We start from the raw sequence: 15,181 nt of genomic DNA on the forward strand, positions 1-15,181 counted from the left end.
CTTCCAACCGGATTCCGATTGGAAGGGCCCCTTCCTGACCAATCAAGCGCCGATGTTCTTGTTCCAGACGCTCCAGGTCACCGCGATGCCCGGCTTGGCGAAGTCGCCGTCCGGCCAATTGGACGCGGGGTTGGCCACCGATGCGCCGGCGATCTCACCGGGGTGCTGCACGGCGACGAACACGCTCTTGTTGTCGTCGGAGATCCACGGGCCGCAGGTCTCGGCGCCGTAGGGGACGCTGAGGAACTGCTTGAGGTGGCCCGCCTCGGCACCGTCGAGCGGCACCGCGAACAGGCCGTCGTTGCTGCCCAGCGCGTTGCCGTCGGTGGAGATCCAGAGGTTGCCGGCACCGTCGAACGCGACGTTGTCGGGGCAGGAGATCGGCGAGACCTTGGTCTTGTCGTACCCCATGAAGTAGGTCGCCGGGTCGGTCGGGTCGCCGCAGACGATCGGGATGCGCCAGGTGAAGGTCGTACCCGTGTGATCGTCGTTGTCTTCGGTGATCTCGAGGATGTGCCCGTGCTTGTTGTTGGTGCGCGGGTTGGCCTCGTCGGCCACCGCGTTGCTGCCCACGCCGCGGTTGGTGTTGTTGGTCAGCGCGGCGTAGATCTTCCGGTTGACCGGGTTGGGCTCGACGTCTTCGGGGCGGTCCATCTTGGTCGCGCCCACCTTGTCGCCGGCGAGCCGGGTGAACACGAGCACCTCGTCGACGGTCATCCCCTCGACCATCGACGCTCCGCCCTTGACCAGCGGGATCCACGTGCCGGTGCCGTTGAACGCGCCGTCGGTGGGCAGCTTGCCGGTGCCGTCGATCTCGGTCGCCGAGGTGAAGCCGAGCTTGGCGACGTAGAGCGTGCCGGACTCGAGCACGGTCAGGTTGTGCTTGCGGGCCTCGGGCGTGTTGCGGCCGTCGACCTTCTTGTCGGACACGAACTTGTAGAGGTAGTCGAAGCGCTCGTCGTCGCCCATGTAGGCCACGGCCTTGGCGTCGCGCGACTTGATGATGTTGGCGCCCTCGTGCTTGAGCCGGCCCATCGCGGTGTGCTTGCGCGGGGTCGAGCCCGGGGTGAACGGGTCGAACTCGACGACCCAACCGAAGCGGTTGGCCTCGTTGGGGTTCTTCGTCAGGTCGAAGCGCTCGTCGGCCCGCTCCCACTTGCGGCTGCCCGACGGGTAACGGTTGACCGTGTCGATGCCGTAGCGGTTGAACCGCGCCTTCGCGTCGCCGGTCGAGGTCTCGGCGCCGACGAAGTACTGGTTGAAGTTTTCCTCGCCGGACAGGATCGTGCCCCACGGCGTGACGCCGCCGGCGCAGTTGTTCATGGTGCCGATCACGTCGGTGCCGGTCGGGTCGGCCGCCGTCTTGAGCAGCTCGCTCCCGGCCGCCGCACCGGTCAGCCGGAAGTGTGTCGTCAGCGTCGTGAGCCGTCGGTTGTAGGGGCGCGGGCCGCTGGTGACCAGCTCGTATTGGCCGGTCTTGCCGACCCGCTCGAGCTCGACCACCGACATGCCGTGCGCGGCCATGGCGATCTTGACCTGCTCGACGGTCAGCGCGTCCTGGCTGACGAAGCCCGGGAACATCAGGTCTTCGTTGGTGTATTCGTGGTTGCAGATGAGCAGGGCCCGGGTGGCCTTCTTGTCGAGCGGCAGCACGGCGACGAAGTCGTTGTTGTAGCCGAACTGCTTGAGCTGGGCCTCGAGGGTCTGGCCGTGCACGTTGAACTTCGGCGCGCCGGGCACCACCGGGTCGCCCCAGCGGATGACCACCGAGTGGTCGTAGCCGTTGGGCACCACGATGGCGTCGACCCGGTTGGGTGCGACCGCCTTGAAGGTGAGCGCGGTGGTGGCGGCAGCGGTGGTGAACTCGTCGACCGTGGGCAGCGCCGGCGGCGGCTCGGTGGCGGCGAACGCCGGGCTGGCGCTCAGCGCGCCGGCGGCACCCATGCCGATCACCACGGCACCGGCGGCACCGGCCTTCATCACGCCGCGGCGGGAAACTTCACCGGCGACGAGGTCGCCGAAATACTCGTTTCCGGAAGCGTTCGGAACAGGGTGGTCACACGCGTTTCCGCAGCGGTATAGGCACGTCATGGCGTTGCGGCCATGCGCGACCTTTGCCACGCCGACGATCGGCAACTGGCGGCGGATCTGGTCCGTCATTCGGGCTCTCCTAGAACCGTTGGCGAATCTCTCCGTCTGGATCTGCGGCACGCTAATTGAAGTCGATGAACATCGCACGTCCGGCAGCTGAACCCCGGACATAGAACCCCTGCTTAGGGTGTCCTTACTAGACGGACCGGTGGCCGCCGATCATGATCCCGCCATGCTCAAAACAACGCTCCTCCATCCCGGCATCGTCTCCGCACTCGGTCGCGCGGGGCACGGATCGACGGTGTTGATTTCCGACGGCAACTACCCCCATTCCACGGGTACGAAGCCGGGCGCGGATCTGGTATTCCTCAACCTGCGGCCGGGCCTGGTGGCGGTCGACGACATCCTCGGGGCCGTGCTCACCGCCGTGCCGGTGGAATCGGCCTTTGTGATGAGTCCGGGCGAGGGGCCAGAACCGGATATCTTCCCTATTTTCCGGCAGCACCTCGCGCCCGTCGCACTGACCCCGCTCGACCGGTTCGCGTTCTACGACAAGGCCCGGGAACCCGATCTGGCCCTCGCGATCGCCAGCGGGGACACCCGCCTCTACGCCAACATCCTGCTCACCATCGGCGTGGTCAGCTGAGATAGGCCGCGATCAGGTCGATGGCATGGTCGCCGGCCGACAGGGCTCCGCAGAAGTTGAGGAACGCGTGCGGGGTGTCGGCGTATTCGACGTAGGTCGCGTCGTCGAGCCGTGCCGCGTAGGCGGCCGCCTGCTCGCGCAGCGGGTCCCGGCCTGCCGCGACGAGCAGGGTCGGCGGCAGGCCGGCCAGCGAGGCGGCGCGCACCGGCGCGGCATAGTCGGGTGCCGGGCCGGTCAGATACTGCCGGTCCGCCCAGGACGGCTCGGCCGGCACGTCGAGCACCGGGTAGCAGAGCACCTGCCGGTCGGGCAGGGGCGAGCCGGCGTCCCGGGCGCGCAGCGTGGCACCGGCGACCAGGGCGCCGCCGGCACTCTGCCCGCCCGCCGCGACCCGGCCGTCGCCGCCGAACACCTGGCCATGGGCGACGAGCCAACCCAGCGCGTCGTACGTGTCGTCGAGCGCGGCCGGAAACGGATGCTCCGGTGCCAGCCGGTATTCCAGCGACACCACCGTGCGACCGGAGCGCAGCGCCAGGCCGGAGCAGACGTGGTCGAGGTCCGCCACCGAGCCGCCGACGAACCCGCCCCCGTGCAGCCAGAGCAGCAACGGCCGGGGCCCGACGGCGGCCTGGTAGACCCGCACCAGGGTCGGCCCGCCGCCGAGCGGCAGGTGCAGGTCGGCCGCGTGCACCTTCGGGTCCAGCCGGCCTGCCAGCGCCGGGTCGACCGGCTCGGCCCGGTCGGCCAGCAGGGTCGCCAGGTCGTCGAGGTCGTCGGCGGCGCCGACCACCGTGAACGCGTCGGCCTCGGCGGTGAACCGCGGCTCGGCCACGATCCGGCGGTTCATCGGGCACCGGCCGGGACCGCGTCGAGGTGCAGGGCGGCGTGCCAGAACGGCGGCCGGCCCGGCACGGTGAACACGTGTGTCGCGAGCGGACCGGTCACCTCGGTCCAGGTCCGCTCGTCATAGCCGGCGAACTGGTCCAGCAGCGCGGCGTGGGTGCTGGTCAGGCGCTCGACCAGCAGGTCGGCGGCGAGCAGCCGGCCGGCCGCCACGCCGGCCCGGTTGAGCGCCCGGCCGACCTCCGGCGTCTCGAAGCGCGCCGACAGGCTCCAGTGGTCGCGGCCGCGGCCGGCCTCGGTCAGCACGGCCAGGTTGATCTCGCTCCACATCAGCACGTGCGCGACCAGGTCGTGCAACGACGCGCAGAAGTCGCCGAGCGGCCCGGCCGAGGTGGCGAAGTCGCGGGCGAGCGCCTCGGCGTCGAGCCCGTCGATCGCGGCGAGCAGCAGGTCGTGGTCGGTGCGCAGGCGGTCGGTCGCCTGGCCGGGGGTGAGCGTCATGGTGCCGACCCAACCAGCGGCGCCGGGCGGTGCCGAGTGGACTGACAGGTTTGGTCAGCTCAGCGCAGCAGGAGCCCGAGCAGGTCGCCGCCGAGCGCGCTGACCGCGCCCGCGTCGAGTTCGTATTGCACGAACCGGCCGCGCCTGGTGGCCCGGGCGACCCCGGCCGCCGCCAGCGCCCGCAGGTGCCGGTTGACCAGGGTCGGGTCGACCTGCCAGAGGCTGGCGATCTCGCCCGCTGTGCGCGGCTCGGTGGCGATCGCGCGGGCCACCTCCAGCCGGCCCGGGTTGGCCAGCGCCCGGAGCCGGCGGGACAGGTCGCGGGTGGACAGCACCGGCGGCCCCGGCGCGACCGGGTGGATCAGCACCAGCGGGCGGCCGGGCACGTCGGCGACGTACACGTGTGGGTGGATCAACGTGCTCGGCAGCACCACGAGGCCGCGGCGGGACACGTCGTGGCGGTGGTTGCGGACTTTCGCGATCGACACACCGGCACCGGCGGCGGTGATCGACGGGTCGAGCGTGGTCAGGGCGGCGACCGGCCCGGCAGCAGCGGCGTCGAGCGCGAACCGCCGGGTCCGGGCGGCCAGCACCGGGCGCACCGCGGGCCACCGAGCGGCGAACCAGCCTTCCCAGCTCTCGGCGAGGAACTCCAGGAACTCCGCCACCGCCGGCCCCGGACTCTCCACCAGCGCCTCGACCCGGGCGCCGAGGCCCCGGGCCTGGCCGTGGCGCAGCGCGTCGGCGCCGAGGGGCCGGAGCAGTTGTGCCGCCAGCCGGCGCGCCGGCAGCGCCCGGAGGTGGTCGAGCTGCGTCGCGAATTCCTCGTGCGGGCCCCAGACCGTGACGAACGGCGTGGCCCGGATCGCCTGCGTCGTGAACGCCCAGTCGCGCGCCCTTCGCCGCAGCCGGGCAGCCATCGGCGGCAGGTCGGCATCGGCGTGGTGCTCGGGCGCGCCGGCGGCGTGCAGCGCGGAGCCCAGCTCGGCCAGCGGGGACACCGCGGCCGAGACGCTGGTCGGACCCACGATCGCGACGGGCATGGCGAGGAAAGATCGTAGTCTGCGGTGCCGAGACGGGTACGTTGGGTTGCGGGTCCGTTACCGGGGGGACGGCACTGATCGGATGAGCACGAGCAGCGTCGGTGAGAACAAGAAATCGGGCACGGTCCAGGGCTCGGGCCTGGCGGAGATTGTCGATGCCCTGAAGGTCGGGCCCTTCCGGCGTCTCTTCCTCGTGCTCGGGCTCTCGGCCCTGGGCGACTGGCTCGGCCTGCTGGCCGGCGCGGCGTTCGCGTCGTCGCAGGTCTCGGGTGCCACGGCCAAGGGCGCCGCGTTCGGCTCCGTGATCGCCGTGCAACTGCTGCCGGCGTTCATCCTCGGCCCGCTCTCCGGCGTGATCGCCGACCGCTTCGACCGCCGCTACACGATGGTCGTCTCCGACATCATCCGGTTCGTGTTGTTCGCGTCGATCCCGATCGTCGGTTTCATCGTCGACAGCTCGGTCAAGGTCGTCACCTGGGCGGCCATCGCGCTGTTCCTGGCACAGTGCGCGGCCCAGATCTGGACACCGGCGAAGGAAGCGGCGGTGCCCAACCTGCTGCCCCGTTCCCGGTTGGAAGCGGCCAACCAGCTCACGCTGGCGACCACCTATGGCATCACGCCGATCTTCGCCGCGCTGATCTTCAGTGGGATGGCCCGGCTGCCCCGCCCCGGCAACGTCGGGCCGGCCGACTACGCACTGCTGTTCGACGCGCTGACGTTCCTCGCCTCGGCGATCGTGGTGCAGTTCTTCGCGAAGGAGATGTCGGGCCGCACGGCCCGGCCACCCAAGCAACCGGTCGACGAGGAGGGCCACCACCACGTCCCGGGCCGGGGGGTGATGCGCGACCTGGTCGACGGCGGGAAGTTCATCGCCAAGACCCGGCTGGTCCGGGGCATCGTGGTCGGCGTGCTGGGCGCGTTCGCCGGCGCCGGGGTGGTGATCGGCACCGCCAACTTCTACGCCGGCGCGCTGGGCGGCGGCGAGGCCACGTTCGGCATCCTGTTCGCCGCGATCTTCGCCGGGTTCGGCGTCGGCATCGCGGGCGGCCCGGCGCTGGTCGGCACGCTCTCCCGGCGCCGCTGGTTCGCGCTGTCGATCATGCTCGCCGGCGTCGCGGTGATCGGGCTGTCCGCCGCGCCCCGGCTGTCGCTGGCGATCCTCGGCGCGGCGATCACCGGCGCCGCGTCCGGCATGGCCTTCCTCTCCGGCCTCACCCTGGTCGGCGGCGACATCTCCGACGACGTACGCGGCCGGGTGGTCGCCTTCATCCAGTCGGCCGTGCGGATCACCCTGCTGCTCGCGATCGCCCTGTCCAGCGTGATCGTCGGCCTGGGCGCGTCCCGGGAACTGCACATCGGCGGGCTCGAGGTGCACCTGTCCACCACCCGGCTGCTGCTGTTCGTTGTCGGCGTCGCCGGCATCGGGGTCGGCATCCTCTCGTTCCGGCAGATCGACGACCGCCCCGGCGTGCCCGTGTGGCGCGACATCGTGCGCGGTGTCCGGCGCCGGCCGCTCTCCGACACGGCCAAGAAGCGCCCCTGAGCCGTGACCATTTCGCCCGAGGCCCCGGCACCGCAGAACCGCTTCACCGAGTGGTTCCTGCGCGGAGCCTCGCACCCGACACTGCGGCCGCAGGGTCCGTTCACCCGCCCCGCGGCCACCACCGAGCGCCGGCACAGTTGGTGGCGGGTGATGTGCCTGACCGGTCTCGACTACTTCTCCACGCTGGGCTATCAGCCGGGCATCGCCGCGCTGGCCGCGGGCGTGCTGGCACCGCTGGCGACCATCGTGCTCGTGCTGGTCACGCTGCTCGGCGCGCTGCCGGTCTACCGGCGGGTGGCCCGGGAGAGCCCGCACGGCTCCGGCTCCATCGCGATGCTGAGCAAGCTGCTGTCCTTCTGGGAGGGCAAGCTGGTCGTGCTGGTGCTGCTCGGCTTCGCGGCCACCGACTTCATCATCACGATGACCCTCTCGGCGGCCGACGCGACCGCGCACATCCAGGAGAACCCGTTCTGGCCGGACTCCCTGGGCAACCACCAGGTGCTGATCACCCTGGTGCTGCTGGCGCTGCTCTGCGCGGTGTTCCTGAAAGGCTTCGCCGAGGCGATCAACATCGCGGTCGTGCTGGTCGCCGTCTACCTGGCGCTCAACGCGGTGGTGATGGTCGACGGCCTGATCCGGGTGATCACCCACCCGACGCTGACCAGCGACTGGTGGACGGCGCTGACCACGATGCACGGCAGCCCGATCGCGCTGATCGGGATGTCGGTGATCATCTTCCCGAAGCTCGCCCTGGGCCTGTCCGGCTTCGAGACCGGCGTCGCGGTGATGCCACACATCAAGGGCGCGCCGGGCGACACCGAGGAGCGCCCCGAGGGGCGGATCCGCGGCGCGCACAAGTTGCTCACCACCGCCGCGATCACCATGAGCTGCTTCCTGATCTCCAGCAGCATCGTGACCACCGTGTTGATCCCGGCACCCGAGTTCGATCCCGGCGGCGCGGCCAACGGGCGGGCGCTGGCCTTCCTCGCGCACGAGAACCTCGGCGCGATGTTCGGCACCGTGTACGACGTCTCGACCATCACCATCCTCTGGTTCGCCGGCGCCTCCGCGATGGCCGGCCTGCTCAACCTGGTGCCCCGCTACCTGCCCCGGTTCGGAATGGCGCCCTACTGGGCCAGCGCGGTCCGCCCGCTGGTCGTCGTCTTCACCGCGATCGCCTTCTTCATCACCTGGCTGTTCAACGCCGACGTGACCGCGCAGGGCGGCGCGTACGCCACCGGTGTTCTGGTTTTGATCACCTCGGCGGCCATCGCCGTGACACTCTCGAGCCGGCGGCACCGCCAGCAAAAACAGACGATCGCGTTCGGTGTGATCGCGCTGGTCTTCATCTACACCACCGTCGACAACGTCATCGAACGCCCGGACGGCGTCAAGATCGCAGGGAGCTTCATCGGCGCCATGATCATCGTTTCCATCCTGTCCCGGCTCCGCCGGGCGTTCGAGTTGCGGTTCACCAGCGTCCAGTTCGACGAGATAGGCCAACAGCTCCTCGAAGACTGCAAGGGCACGGTGGTCCGGATCATCGCCAACCATCCCGACGCGCTCGACGCCAAGGAATACCGGGAAAAGCTGAAACGGATCGTCGACGAAGACGTGCTGCCCGACGTGCACGACGTGATGTTCGCCGAGGTGACCATCACCGACCCGTCCGACTTCGAGTCGGACCTACAGGTGCGCGGCGAGATCCGGCACGGCCGCTACCGGGTGTTCACGATGGCCAGCCCCAACGTGGCGACGGCGCTGGCCGCCCTGCTCCTGGAGATCCAGGCGACGACCGGCCAGCGGCCGCACATCTATTTCGAGTGGACGGAGGGCAACCCGGCCTCGAACTTCCTGCGCTATCTCGCCTTCGGCCAGGGCGAGGTCGCGCCGGTGACCCGCGAGATCCTCCGCGAGCAGGAACCCGACCGGATGAAGCGGCCGCACGTGCACGTGGGTTAAACCCCGAGCTTTTGCTTCGTGTACGTGAAGCAGCGCTTGCTGACCGTTGGCCAGGGCACGCCGAGATACTGATCGGAGACCACCGAGACCGCACGGCCCTCGCGCAGCAGTTGGTCGACGAGATTCATCAGCTTCTTCTGGCCAAATTGCGCCGCGATGCAACTCGTGGCGTAGTAGCCCAGGCCATAAGCGGCGTCGATCTGCCAGTCGGGTGCGTCGTCGTCGGGGACCAGTTTCTCCAGGTTGCCCTTGAACTTGCGCTCCCGGATCAACCGCCGCGACGACTGCTTGCGGTCGTAGTTGGCCATTCCGCGCTTGTCCCACTCGATATATTCCGCGATGCCCTCGGTCAGCCACCAGTCGGCATCGGTGTCCGCGTGATACTCGCGGCCGGCCAGGGTCGCCACGTGACCCATCTCGTGCTTCAGCACCGACTCGGCGTAGGAGTTGGTCAGGTCCTCCAGCCGCAGCACGATGTCGGAACGCGTGCGGGTGGCCGCCGTGGTGAAGCCGACCGCCCACTCCTCCGAGCCGCCGAACCACTTCTTCCACTCGGCCGGGCCGGCCAGGTAGACGATGTAGCGGTCCGGCTTCGCGCCGAGCACGTATTTGTCGGCGGTCCGCGCGGCCCGCTCGGCGATCGGCAGATAGGCCCGGGCCTTGGCCGCGTAGGACTTCGGCGCCGCCACGACGGCTCGCGAGCCGACGACGGCGGTCAGCGTGCTCACTTCCCACGGCTGCGGGCCGTTGTCGTCGGCCGTCATCGCGGAGATTTTGGTCATCCGGTAGCCGGCGGCCGAGTCGCGCCACACCGTGTCGAAGACGACGGTCGACGGCGCACAGGTGGCAACGGCGAAGCAGTGCGCCATGCCGATCCGCACGCTCCACTCGCTGAACCCGCGGACCTTCTTCTCGTTGAAGGGACCGCTGTTGACCGACAGGTCGAAGCCGGAGACCTTCATCGCGCGCAGCGAACGGAAGCGGCGGTCGAGTTCGGCGCGGACCTTCTTGTCTGCGGCGGGCTTGACGAACGCGCCCAGGTTGCCGTCGCGCATGCCCTTGGTCATGGTGGCCAGGCTCGTCCGGATCTGGTCGAGGGCCCAGGAGAACCGGACGCTTTCCGGGTCGCCCGGCTTCGGCGACGGCGGCGGGCCGGTCGGTGCGGCGCTCGCTGGGGTCGCGCTGGTCGCGGGTGCGGCCGCGGTCGCCGAGGGAGCGGGCTCGTCCGACGTGAGCACGACGACCGCCGGCACACCGCACAGCAGCGCGACGAACGCGACCACCAGGCTGACGATGAGCCCGCGCCGCCGCGGCGGCGCGGCCAACTCGGCCGGGGTCAGCGCCGGCATCGGCTCCAGCGAGCCGGGCTGCTCGGCGTTCGGCGGCGCCGGATCGGTCGCGGGCGGCTGCTCAGCGGCTGGCGGCGCCGGATGGGCCGTGGACGGTTGCTCGGCAGCCGGCGCCGGATCGACCGCGAGCGGCTGCTCGGCGGCCGGCGCCGGATCGACCGTGGGCCCCTGCTGGTCGGCCAGCGCCGGATCGGCTGCAGGCTGCCCGGCGGCTGGCGCCGGATCGGCTGCAGGCTGCCCGGCGGCTGGCGCCGGATCGACCGCGAGCGCCGGATCGACCGCGAGCACCGGATCGGCCGCAGGCGGCGGCTCGACCGCAGGCGCCGGATCGACCGCGGGCGCCGGGTCGACCGCGAGCGGCTCGTCGGCTGGCGCGGGGTCGGCTGCGGGTGGCTGCTCGGTGGCTTTCGCCGGATCGGCTGCGGGTGGCTGCTCTTCGGTCTTGCTTGGATCGACATCCCCGTATGGCACGATCGGACACGCTACGGTTCGCGCGCCCGTAAATGATCATCCTTTCGGGTGGGACGCTAGCTGCCGACTTTCTGCTTGGTGTAGGCGAGGCAACGCTTGGTGACCGTCGACCACTCCGCCTTCAGGATCTGCGGAGCCGCCACCTCCGACGGGCGGCCGGCGCGCAACACCTCATTGGCGAAGTCCATCAGCTTGGCGTGGCCGAACTGGTCGGAGATGCAACTCGTGGCGTAGAAGCCCAGGCCGTAGGCGCCGTCGATCTGCCAGTCGGCGGCGTTGTCGGCCGGCACCAACTTCTCCAGGTTGCCGGTGAACCTCTTCTCCCGCAGCAACCGCCGCGCCGACTGCTGCCGGTCGTAGCCGGCGATGCCGCGCCCGTCCCACTCGATGTATTCGGCGATGCCCTCGGTCAGCCACCAGTTCTCGCCGTAGTAGTCGCGGTATTCCCGGCCGGCCAGCGTGGCCACGTGGCCCATCTCGTGCTTCATCACCTCTTCGGCGTAGCCGCCGTCGATCTCCTCCATCCGCAGCACGATGTCGGAGCGGTGCTCGGTCGCCGGCGTGGCGAAGCCGACCGCCCAGTCCTGCGAGCCGCCGAACCATTTCTTCCACTCCGACGGCCCGGCCAGGTAGATCAGATAGCGATTGGGCTTCTCGCCGAGCACGTATTTGTCGGCGATCTTCGCCGCCCGCTCGGCGGCCGGCAGGAACGCCCGCGCCTGGGCGGCATACTGCTTGGGCGCGGCGACCACCGCGCGCGAGCCGACCGCCGCGGTCAGCAGGCTGACCTCCCACGGGTGTGGGCCGTTGTCGTCGGCCTTGATGGTCGCCAGCTTCACCATGCGATAGCCGGCGGGCGAGTCACGCCAGGTCGAATCGACCACGACGGAGTCGGGTTCGCAGCCGGTGACGACGAAACAGTGCCGGATCTGCAGGCTGACCCCCCACTCGCTGAACCCGCCGACTTTCTTCTCGTTGAACGGGCCACTGTCGATGGTCATCTCGAACTCGGCGATCCGCATCGCCCGCAGCGAACGAAACCGACGATCAAGCTCCGCGCGTACGTTCTTGTCGGCACCGGCCGCCACGAACGCCGCCTGGTCGCCGGTCTTCATCGCCTTGGTCATGCCGGCGAGGGTGGCCTTGATCTGCGCGGCGGCCCAGGCATAGCGGACGCCGTCGGGGTCGCCGGCCTTGGGCGACGGCGGCGGGCCGGTGGGCGAGGCGCCCGCGCTCGCCGCCGGGGTGGCCGCGGTCGCGGTCGGCGTCGGTGATCCCGAAGTGAGCACGATGACCGCGGGCACCGCGAGCAGCAACACGACCAGCGCGACCAGCGAGCCGACGAGCAGCCCACGCTTGCGGCGTGGCGGGGGCTCGATCGATGCGAGCCCAACCGGCGCGGGCTCGACCGCCGGTGACATCGGCTCAGCGGGCGGAACCGCGGCCACGTCGTTGGTTTTGGTCGGATCGACATCCCCGTATGCCACGTCCCGACACGCTACTTCCCGCGCGCTCGTAAAAGTGATGGCCCGTTCGGATCGACCGGAGCGACAATGGCCGCGTGGACGACGATCTGGTGCGGGTCAGCAAGCGCCTCTCCCTGGTGCTGCGACACCGCCCGGCCAACATCGGGGTGACGCTCGACCCGCACGGCTGGATCGACATCGACGTGCTGCTGGCCGCGTTCGCCGCGCACGGGGTCGCGCTCGACCGGTCCACCCTCGACTCGGTCGTCTCGGGCAACGACAAGCAACGGTTCGCGATCCGCACCGGCCCCGATGGGCGCGACCAGATCCGCGCCAGCCAGGGCCACTCGGTCGCGGTCGATCTCGGGCTCGACGACCGGCCGCCACCGCCGCGGCTCTTCCACGGCACGTCGGCTACCGCGGTGCCGGCGATCCTGCGGGAGGGGCTGGTCAAGCGCCGCCGGCATGCCGTACACCTGTCGCTTGACGTGCACACCGCGCGGCGGGTCGGCGCCCGGCGGAGCGGGCCGACCGCGGTGCTCGCGGTCGACGCGGCGGCGATGGCCGCCGCCGGCCACAGCTTCCAGTGCAGCGCCAACGGCGTGTGGCTGACCGAACACGTTCCACCGACGTTCATCAGCCGGCTGACCGCATAGCGACGACGCGGGTGCGCCCGGTGGCTACCATCCGGGCGTGTTCCTGGTGTGGGGCGACAACACCCTGGCGCGCCGGCTCGCCAACGAACTGGTCAACACCTACGGCGTCCCGGTCACCGTGATCGTCCGGTCGGCCGACGCCGACCAGGCGCCGGAGATCGCCGACCTCGAGCCCGACACCGGCGACCCCGACCTGCGGCCCGTGCTGGTGGCCGCCGCCCGGCTCACGCCGGATGTGCTGGTCCGCGCCGGTGTCGCCGATGCCACCGCGGTCGCGCTGGTCGAGCGCGACGACGTGGCCAATGTGGACGCCGCGATGATGGTCCGCGAGCTCAACCCGACCGCCCGGATCGTGGTACGCGTGTTCAACCCGATCCTGGCCAAGGGCGTGACCGCCATGCTCGGCGACTGCGACGTGCTGTCCGGCTCGGAGATCGCCGCACCGGCGTTCGTCGCGGCCGCCCTCGGTGACGACACGCCGACCTACGTACGCTTGACCGACGAGTTCCTGGTCACCGCCCATCGCGACGAGCACCCCGATCCCGACGAGGTGGTCTGCGGCCTGGCCGTGGTCGACGGCCGCGCCGAGCCGGAGACACTGCCGCCCGACGACGCGACCGCCGACCTGCTGCTGGTCCGCCGCTACGGCGAGCCGCCCCGGCCGGCACCGCGGCGCAGCCGGCAACCGTTGCGGGTGACCGCTCTGGTGCTCGGCCGGCGCCGGCTGCGCTACGCCCTGCTCGGTGTCGGCGCGCTGCTCGGGCTCAGCACGATGCTGCTGGCCTACCTGCGCGGGCTCAACCCGTGGGAGGCCGCCTACCTGGCCTCGGTCACCGCGCTCGGCGGCATCGAGGGCGACGTCTCCGGCGGCGCCGTCGAGCAGGTGGTGCTCGCGACGCTCGCGCTGGCCGGTGTCGTGCTGGTCCCGTTCGTCACCGTGTTGATCGTCGAGGCCGTGGTCACCGCCCGGCTCGCGGTCAACTCCGGCGCGCTGACCCGGCCGGTCGCCGGGCATGTGGTCATCGTCGGCCTCGGCAACGTCGGCACCCGGGTGCTCCGCGAGTTGCACCGGTTCGGCGTCGACGTGGTGTGCGTCGACCGCTCGGCCGACGCCCGTGGTGTCGCCGTCGCCCGCGAACTCGGCGTGCCGGTCATCATCGCGAGCGGCAACAGCGAGGAGACGCTGCGGGCCGCGTCGGTCGGCACCGCCCGGGCCCTGCTGGTGTTGTCCACCGACGACGTCTCCAACCTGGAGACCGCGCTGCTCGGCCGGGCGCTGCACGGCGGCCGGCTGCGGGTGGTGCTGCGGCTCTACGACGAGGGGTTCGCGCGCCGGGTCAAGCGCAGCTTCGACATCGACCTGTCCCGCAGCGTCTCCTACCTCGCCGCGCCGGCGTTCGCCGCGGCGCTGTTCGGCCGGGAGGTGATCGACGCGATCCCGGTCGGGCGGCGGGTGCTGCTGGTCGCCGAGTTGCCGGTGGGTGCCGGCTCCGACCTGGAAGGACGGCTGTGCCCCGAGGTCAACCGGCCCAACGAGGTACGCCTGATCGCCGTGCGCACCGGCCGGATCGGGCAGACGCTGTGGACCGTCCCGGAGCGGCGCAAGCTGGTGCGCACCGACCGGCTGATCGTCGTCGCGACCCGGGCCGGGCTGGCCGGGCTGCTGGCCAAGACCCGGCCCAACCCCAACGCCCCGCCGCTGCCCGAGCCGCAGCCGCTGCGCCTGCTCACCCGGCCGCGCCCCGCACCAGACGGTGACGCTCCGTAGGCTGTGCCGATGAGCACCGCCGACGACCTCGTCGCGCGCACCGCCCGGCGGCAGCACGCCCACGCGATCATGACCGCCCTGCGCGAGTTGCGGGTGCAACTCTCGTTGCTCAACCATCAGGTCGGCGGGCACGTCGAGCTCAAGGACATCGACCTCGACTGCTTCGAGCTGATCAGCCGCGAGGGCCCGGTCAGCCCGACCGCGCTGGCGCGCCGCGCCGGCCTGCACCCGGCGACCATGACCGGGGTCCTCGACCGGCTCGAACGCGGCGGCTGGGTGACCCGGGAACGCGACGCCACCGACCGGCGGGCGGTCGCCGTGCACGCGGTTCGCGGCCGCAGCACCGAGTTGATGCGGCTCTACGGCGGCCTCGGCAGGGCGATCGAGGAGCTCTGCGCCGGCCGCGACGAGGGAGAGCTGGCACTGGTCGCCGACTTCCTGCGGCACGCGACCCGGGCCGGCCGGCTCGCCACCGACACCCTGGCCGCCGACCGGGCCGGCGGGTGATTGCGACTCGAACAGGTGTTCGATAGCCTGTCGATCGTGGAGCTGGTCGGACGATGGTGGAACGGTGATCGCAACAGTGCGACGCGGCGCGACATCTGGCTGCATCGCGACCCCGAGACGGGCTGGCTGGTGCGGGCCCGCGCCGGCGACAAGGAGCGCGACGTGACCTGGCCGGCGTTCGACGAGGAGTGGGCGGCCCGGGCCTGGGTCGACCGGTTGATGGCCTCGTCGACCGGCGGCCGCTCGATCTGGAAAGACCTGACCAAGGTCGTCCGCAAGCCCCCAGCAGGCGGATGGTCAGCGCGGGTTTAAGGGTCTGTCTCGCGGTGCTGACC

Annotated in this window: 13 protein-coding genes; 7 read left to right on the plus strand and 6 right to left on the minus strand. The window is 71.0% G+C overall.

Translation table 11 applies throughout. The features are described from left to right. Nucleotides 1-42: 42 nt before the first annotated feature. Nucleotides 43-2,160 (minus strand): PhoX family protein, encoded by a 2,118-nt coding sequence (locus DFJ67_RS07545; RefSeq protein WP_116067222.1) that lies wholly within the window; start codon nt 2,158-2,160, stop codon nt 43-45. 139 nt (nt 2,161-2,299) lie between these two features. On the opposite strand from DFJ67_RS07545, the gene DFJ67_RS07550 reads away from it, so the two are divergent. Beyond that, nucleotides 2,300-2,737, plus strand: a complete 438-nt coding sequence (locus DFJ67_RS07550; protein WP_211333953.1) for an RbsD/FucU family protein — start codon at nt 2,300-2,302, stop codon at nt 2,735-2,737. Here DFJ67_RS07550 and DFJ67_RS07555 read toward each other — a convergent pair. Genes DFJ67_RS07555 through DFJ67_RS07565 form a run of 3 tightly spaced genes read right to left on the minus strand, consistent with a single transcriptional unit; the run spans nt 2,730 to nt 5,124 of the window. Then, a complete protein-coding gene (locus DFJ67_RS07555; protein WP_116067224.1) occupies nt 2,730-3,584 on the minus strand; it encodes an alpha/beta hydrolase in 855 nt (284 codons plus the stop codon). The genes DFJ67_RS07550 and DFJ67_RS07555 overlap by 8 nt on opposite strands. After that, entirely contained in the window at nt 3,581-4,081 is a 501-nt protein-coding gene (locus DFJ67_RS42565; protein WP_170215761.1) for a maleylpyruvate isomerase N-terminal domain-containing protein, read from the minus strand. The genes DFJ67_RS07555 and DFJ67_RS42565 overlap by 4 nt, the downstream gene beginning before the upstream one ends. Before the next feature lie 59 nt (nt 4,082-4,140). Further along, nucleotides 4,141-5,124 carry an ArsR/SmtB family transcription factor gene (locus tag DFJ67_RS07565; protein WP_116067225.1) on the minus strand — a complete coding sequence of 328 codons (984 nt, stop codon included), beginning with the start codon at nt 5,122-5,124 and terminating at the stop codon, nt 4,141-4,143. Nucleotides 5,125-5,206: 82 nt separating this feature from the next. Between DFJ67_RS07565 and DFJ67_RS07570 the strand changes: the two genes are divergently transcribed. Together DFJ67_RS07570 and DFJ67_RS07575 are read left to right on the plus strand one after the other, a co-directional pair. Beyond that, nucleotides 5,207-6,667, plus strand: a complete 1,461-nt coding sequence (locus DFJ67_RS07570; protein ID WP_170215762.1) for an MFS transporter — start codon at nt 5,207-5,209, stop codon at nt 6,665-6,667. Nucleotides 6,668-6,670: 3 nt separating this feature from the next. After that, the gene (locus tag DFJ67_RS07575; RefSeq protein ID WP_239097032.1) at nt 6,671-8,629 is read left to right on the plus strand and encodes an APC family permease; all 1,959 of its coding nucleotides are present in this window, start codon (nt 6,671-6,673) and stop codon (nt 8,627-8,629) included. Here the strand turns inward: DFJ67_RS07575 and DFJ67_RS44330 are convergent. Further along, nucleotides 8,626-10,449 carry a hypothetical protein gene (locus DFJ67_RS44330; RefSeq protein WP_147315445.1) on the minus strand — a complete coding sequence of 608 codons (1,824 nt, stop codon included), beginning with the start codon at nt 10,447-10,449 and terminating at the stop codon, nt 8,626-8,628. The two genes, DFJ67_RS07575 and DFJ67_RS44330, sit on opposite strands and share 4 nt — an antisense overlap. Before the next feature lie 56 nt (nt 10,450-10,505). Beyond that, nucleotides 10,506-11,936: a hypothetical protein gene (locus DFJ67_RS07590; RefSeq protein ID WP_116067229.1), complete on the minus strand. Its 1,431-nt coding sequence runs from the start codon at nt 11,934-11,936 to the stop codon at nt 10,506-10,508. 74 nt (nt 11,937-12,010) lie between these two features. Here DFJ67_RS07590 and DFJ67_RS07595 point away from each other — a divergent pair, with 74 nt between their 5' ends. The 4 genes from DFJ67_RS07595 to DFJ67_RS07610 are packed head-to-tail and all read left to right on the plus strand — an operon-like array spanning nt 12,011 to nt 15,158. Beyond that, nucleotides 12,011-12,571: an RNA 2'-phosphotransferase gene (locus DFJ67_RS07595; protein WP_116067230.1), complete on the plus strand. Its 561-nt coding sequence runs from the start codon at nt 12,011-12,013 to the stop codon at nt 12,569-12,571. A gap of 37 nt (nt 12,572-12,608) precedes the next feature. Continuing rightward, nucleotides 12,609-14,339, plus strand: coding sequence for an NAD-binding protein (locus DFJ67_RS07600; RefSeq protein WP_116067231.1), 1,731 nt, complete (start codon nt 12,609-12,611; stop codon nt 14,337-14,339). A gap of 9 nt (nt 14,340-14,348) precedes the next feature. Beyond that, nucleotides 14,349-14,846, plus strand: a complete 498-nt coding sequence (locus DFJ67_RS07605) for a MarR family transcriptional regulator (RefSeq protein WP_116067232.1) — start codon at nt 14,349-14,351, stop codon at nt 14,844-14,846. A gap of 36 nt (nt 14,847-14,882) precedes the next feature. Continuing rightward, nucleotides 14,883-15,158: a hypothetical protein gene (locus DFJ67_RS07610; protein ID WP_147315446.1), complete on the plus strand. Its 276-nt coding sequence runs from the start codon at nt 14,883-14,885 to the stop codon at nt 15,156-15,158. Nucleotides 15,159-15,181: the final 23 nt, after the last annotated feature.

The sequence above is a fragment of the Asanoa ferruginea genome (assembly GCF_003387075.1).
Lineage (GTDB): Bacteria > Actinomycetota > Actinomycetes > Mycobacteriales > Micromonosporaceae > Asanoa > Asanoa ferruginea.

What these genes read in the sequence shown, in the direction of transcription:
- DFJ67_RS07570 (WP_170215762.1), top strand. Translation starts at nt 5,207, where the DNA reads ATGAGCACGAGCAGCGTCGGTGAGAACAAGAAATCGGGCACGGTCCAG.
- DFJ67_RS07605 (WP_116067232.1), top strand. Translation starts at nt 14,349, where the DNA reads ATGAGCACCGCCGACGACCTCGTCGCGCGCACCGCCCGGCGGCAGCAC.
- DFJ67_RS07545 (WP_116067222.1), bottom strand. Translation starts at nt 2,160, where the DNA reads ATGACGGACCAGATCCGCCGCCAGTTGCCGATCGTCGGCGTGGCAAAG.
- DFJ67_RS07555 (WP_116067224.1), bottom strand. Translation starts at nt 3,584, where the DNA reads ATGAACCGCCGGATCGTGGCCGAGCCGCGGTTCACCGCCGAGGCCGAC.
- DFJ67_RS07565 (WP_116067225.1), bottom strand. Translation starts at nt 5,124, where the DNA reads ATGCCCGTCGCGATCGTGGGTCCGACCAGCGTCTCGGCCGCGGTGTCC.
- DFJ67_RS42565 (WP_170215761.1), bottom strand. Translation starts at nt 4,081, where the DNA reads ATGACGCTCACCCCCGGCCAGGCGACCGACCGCCTGCGCACCGACCAC.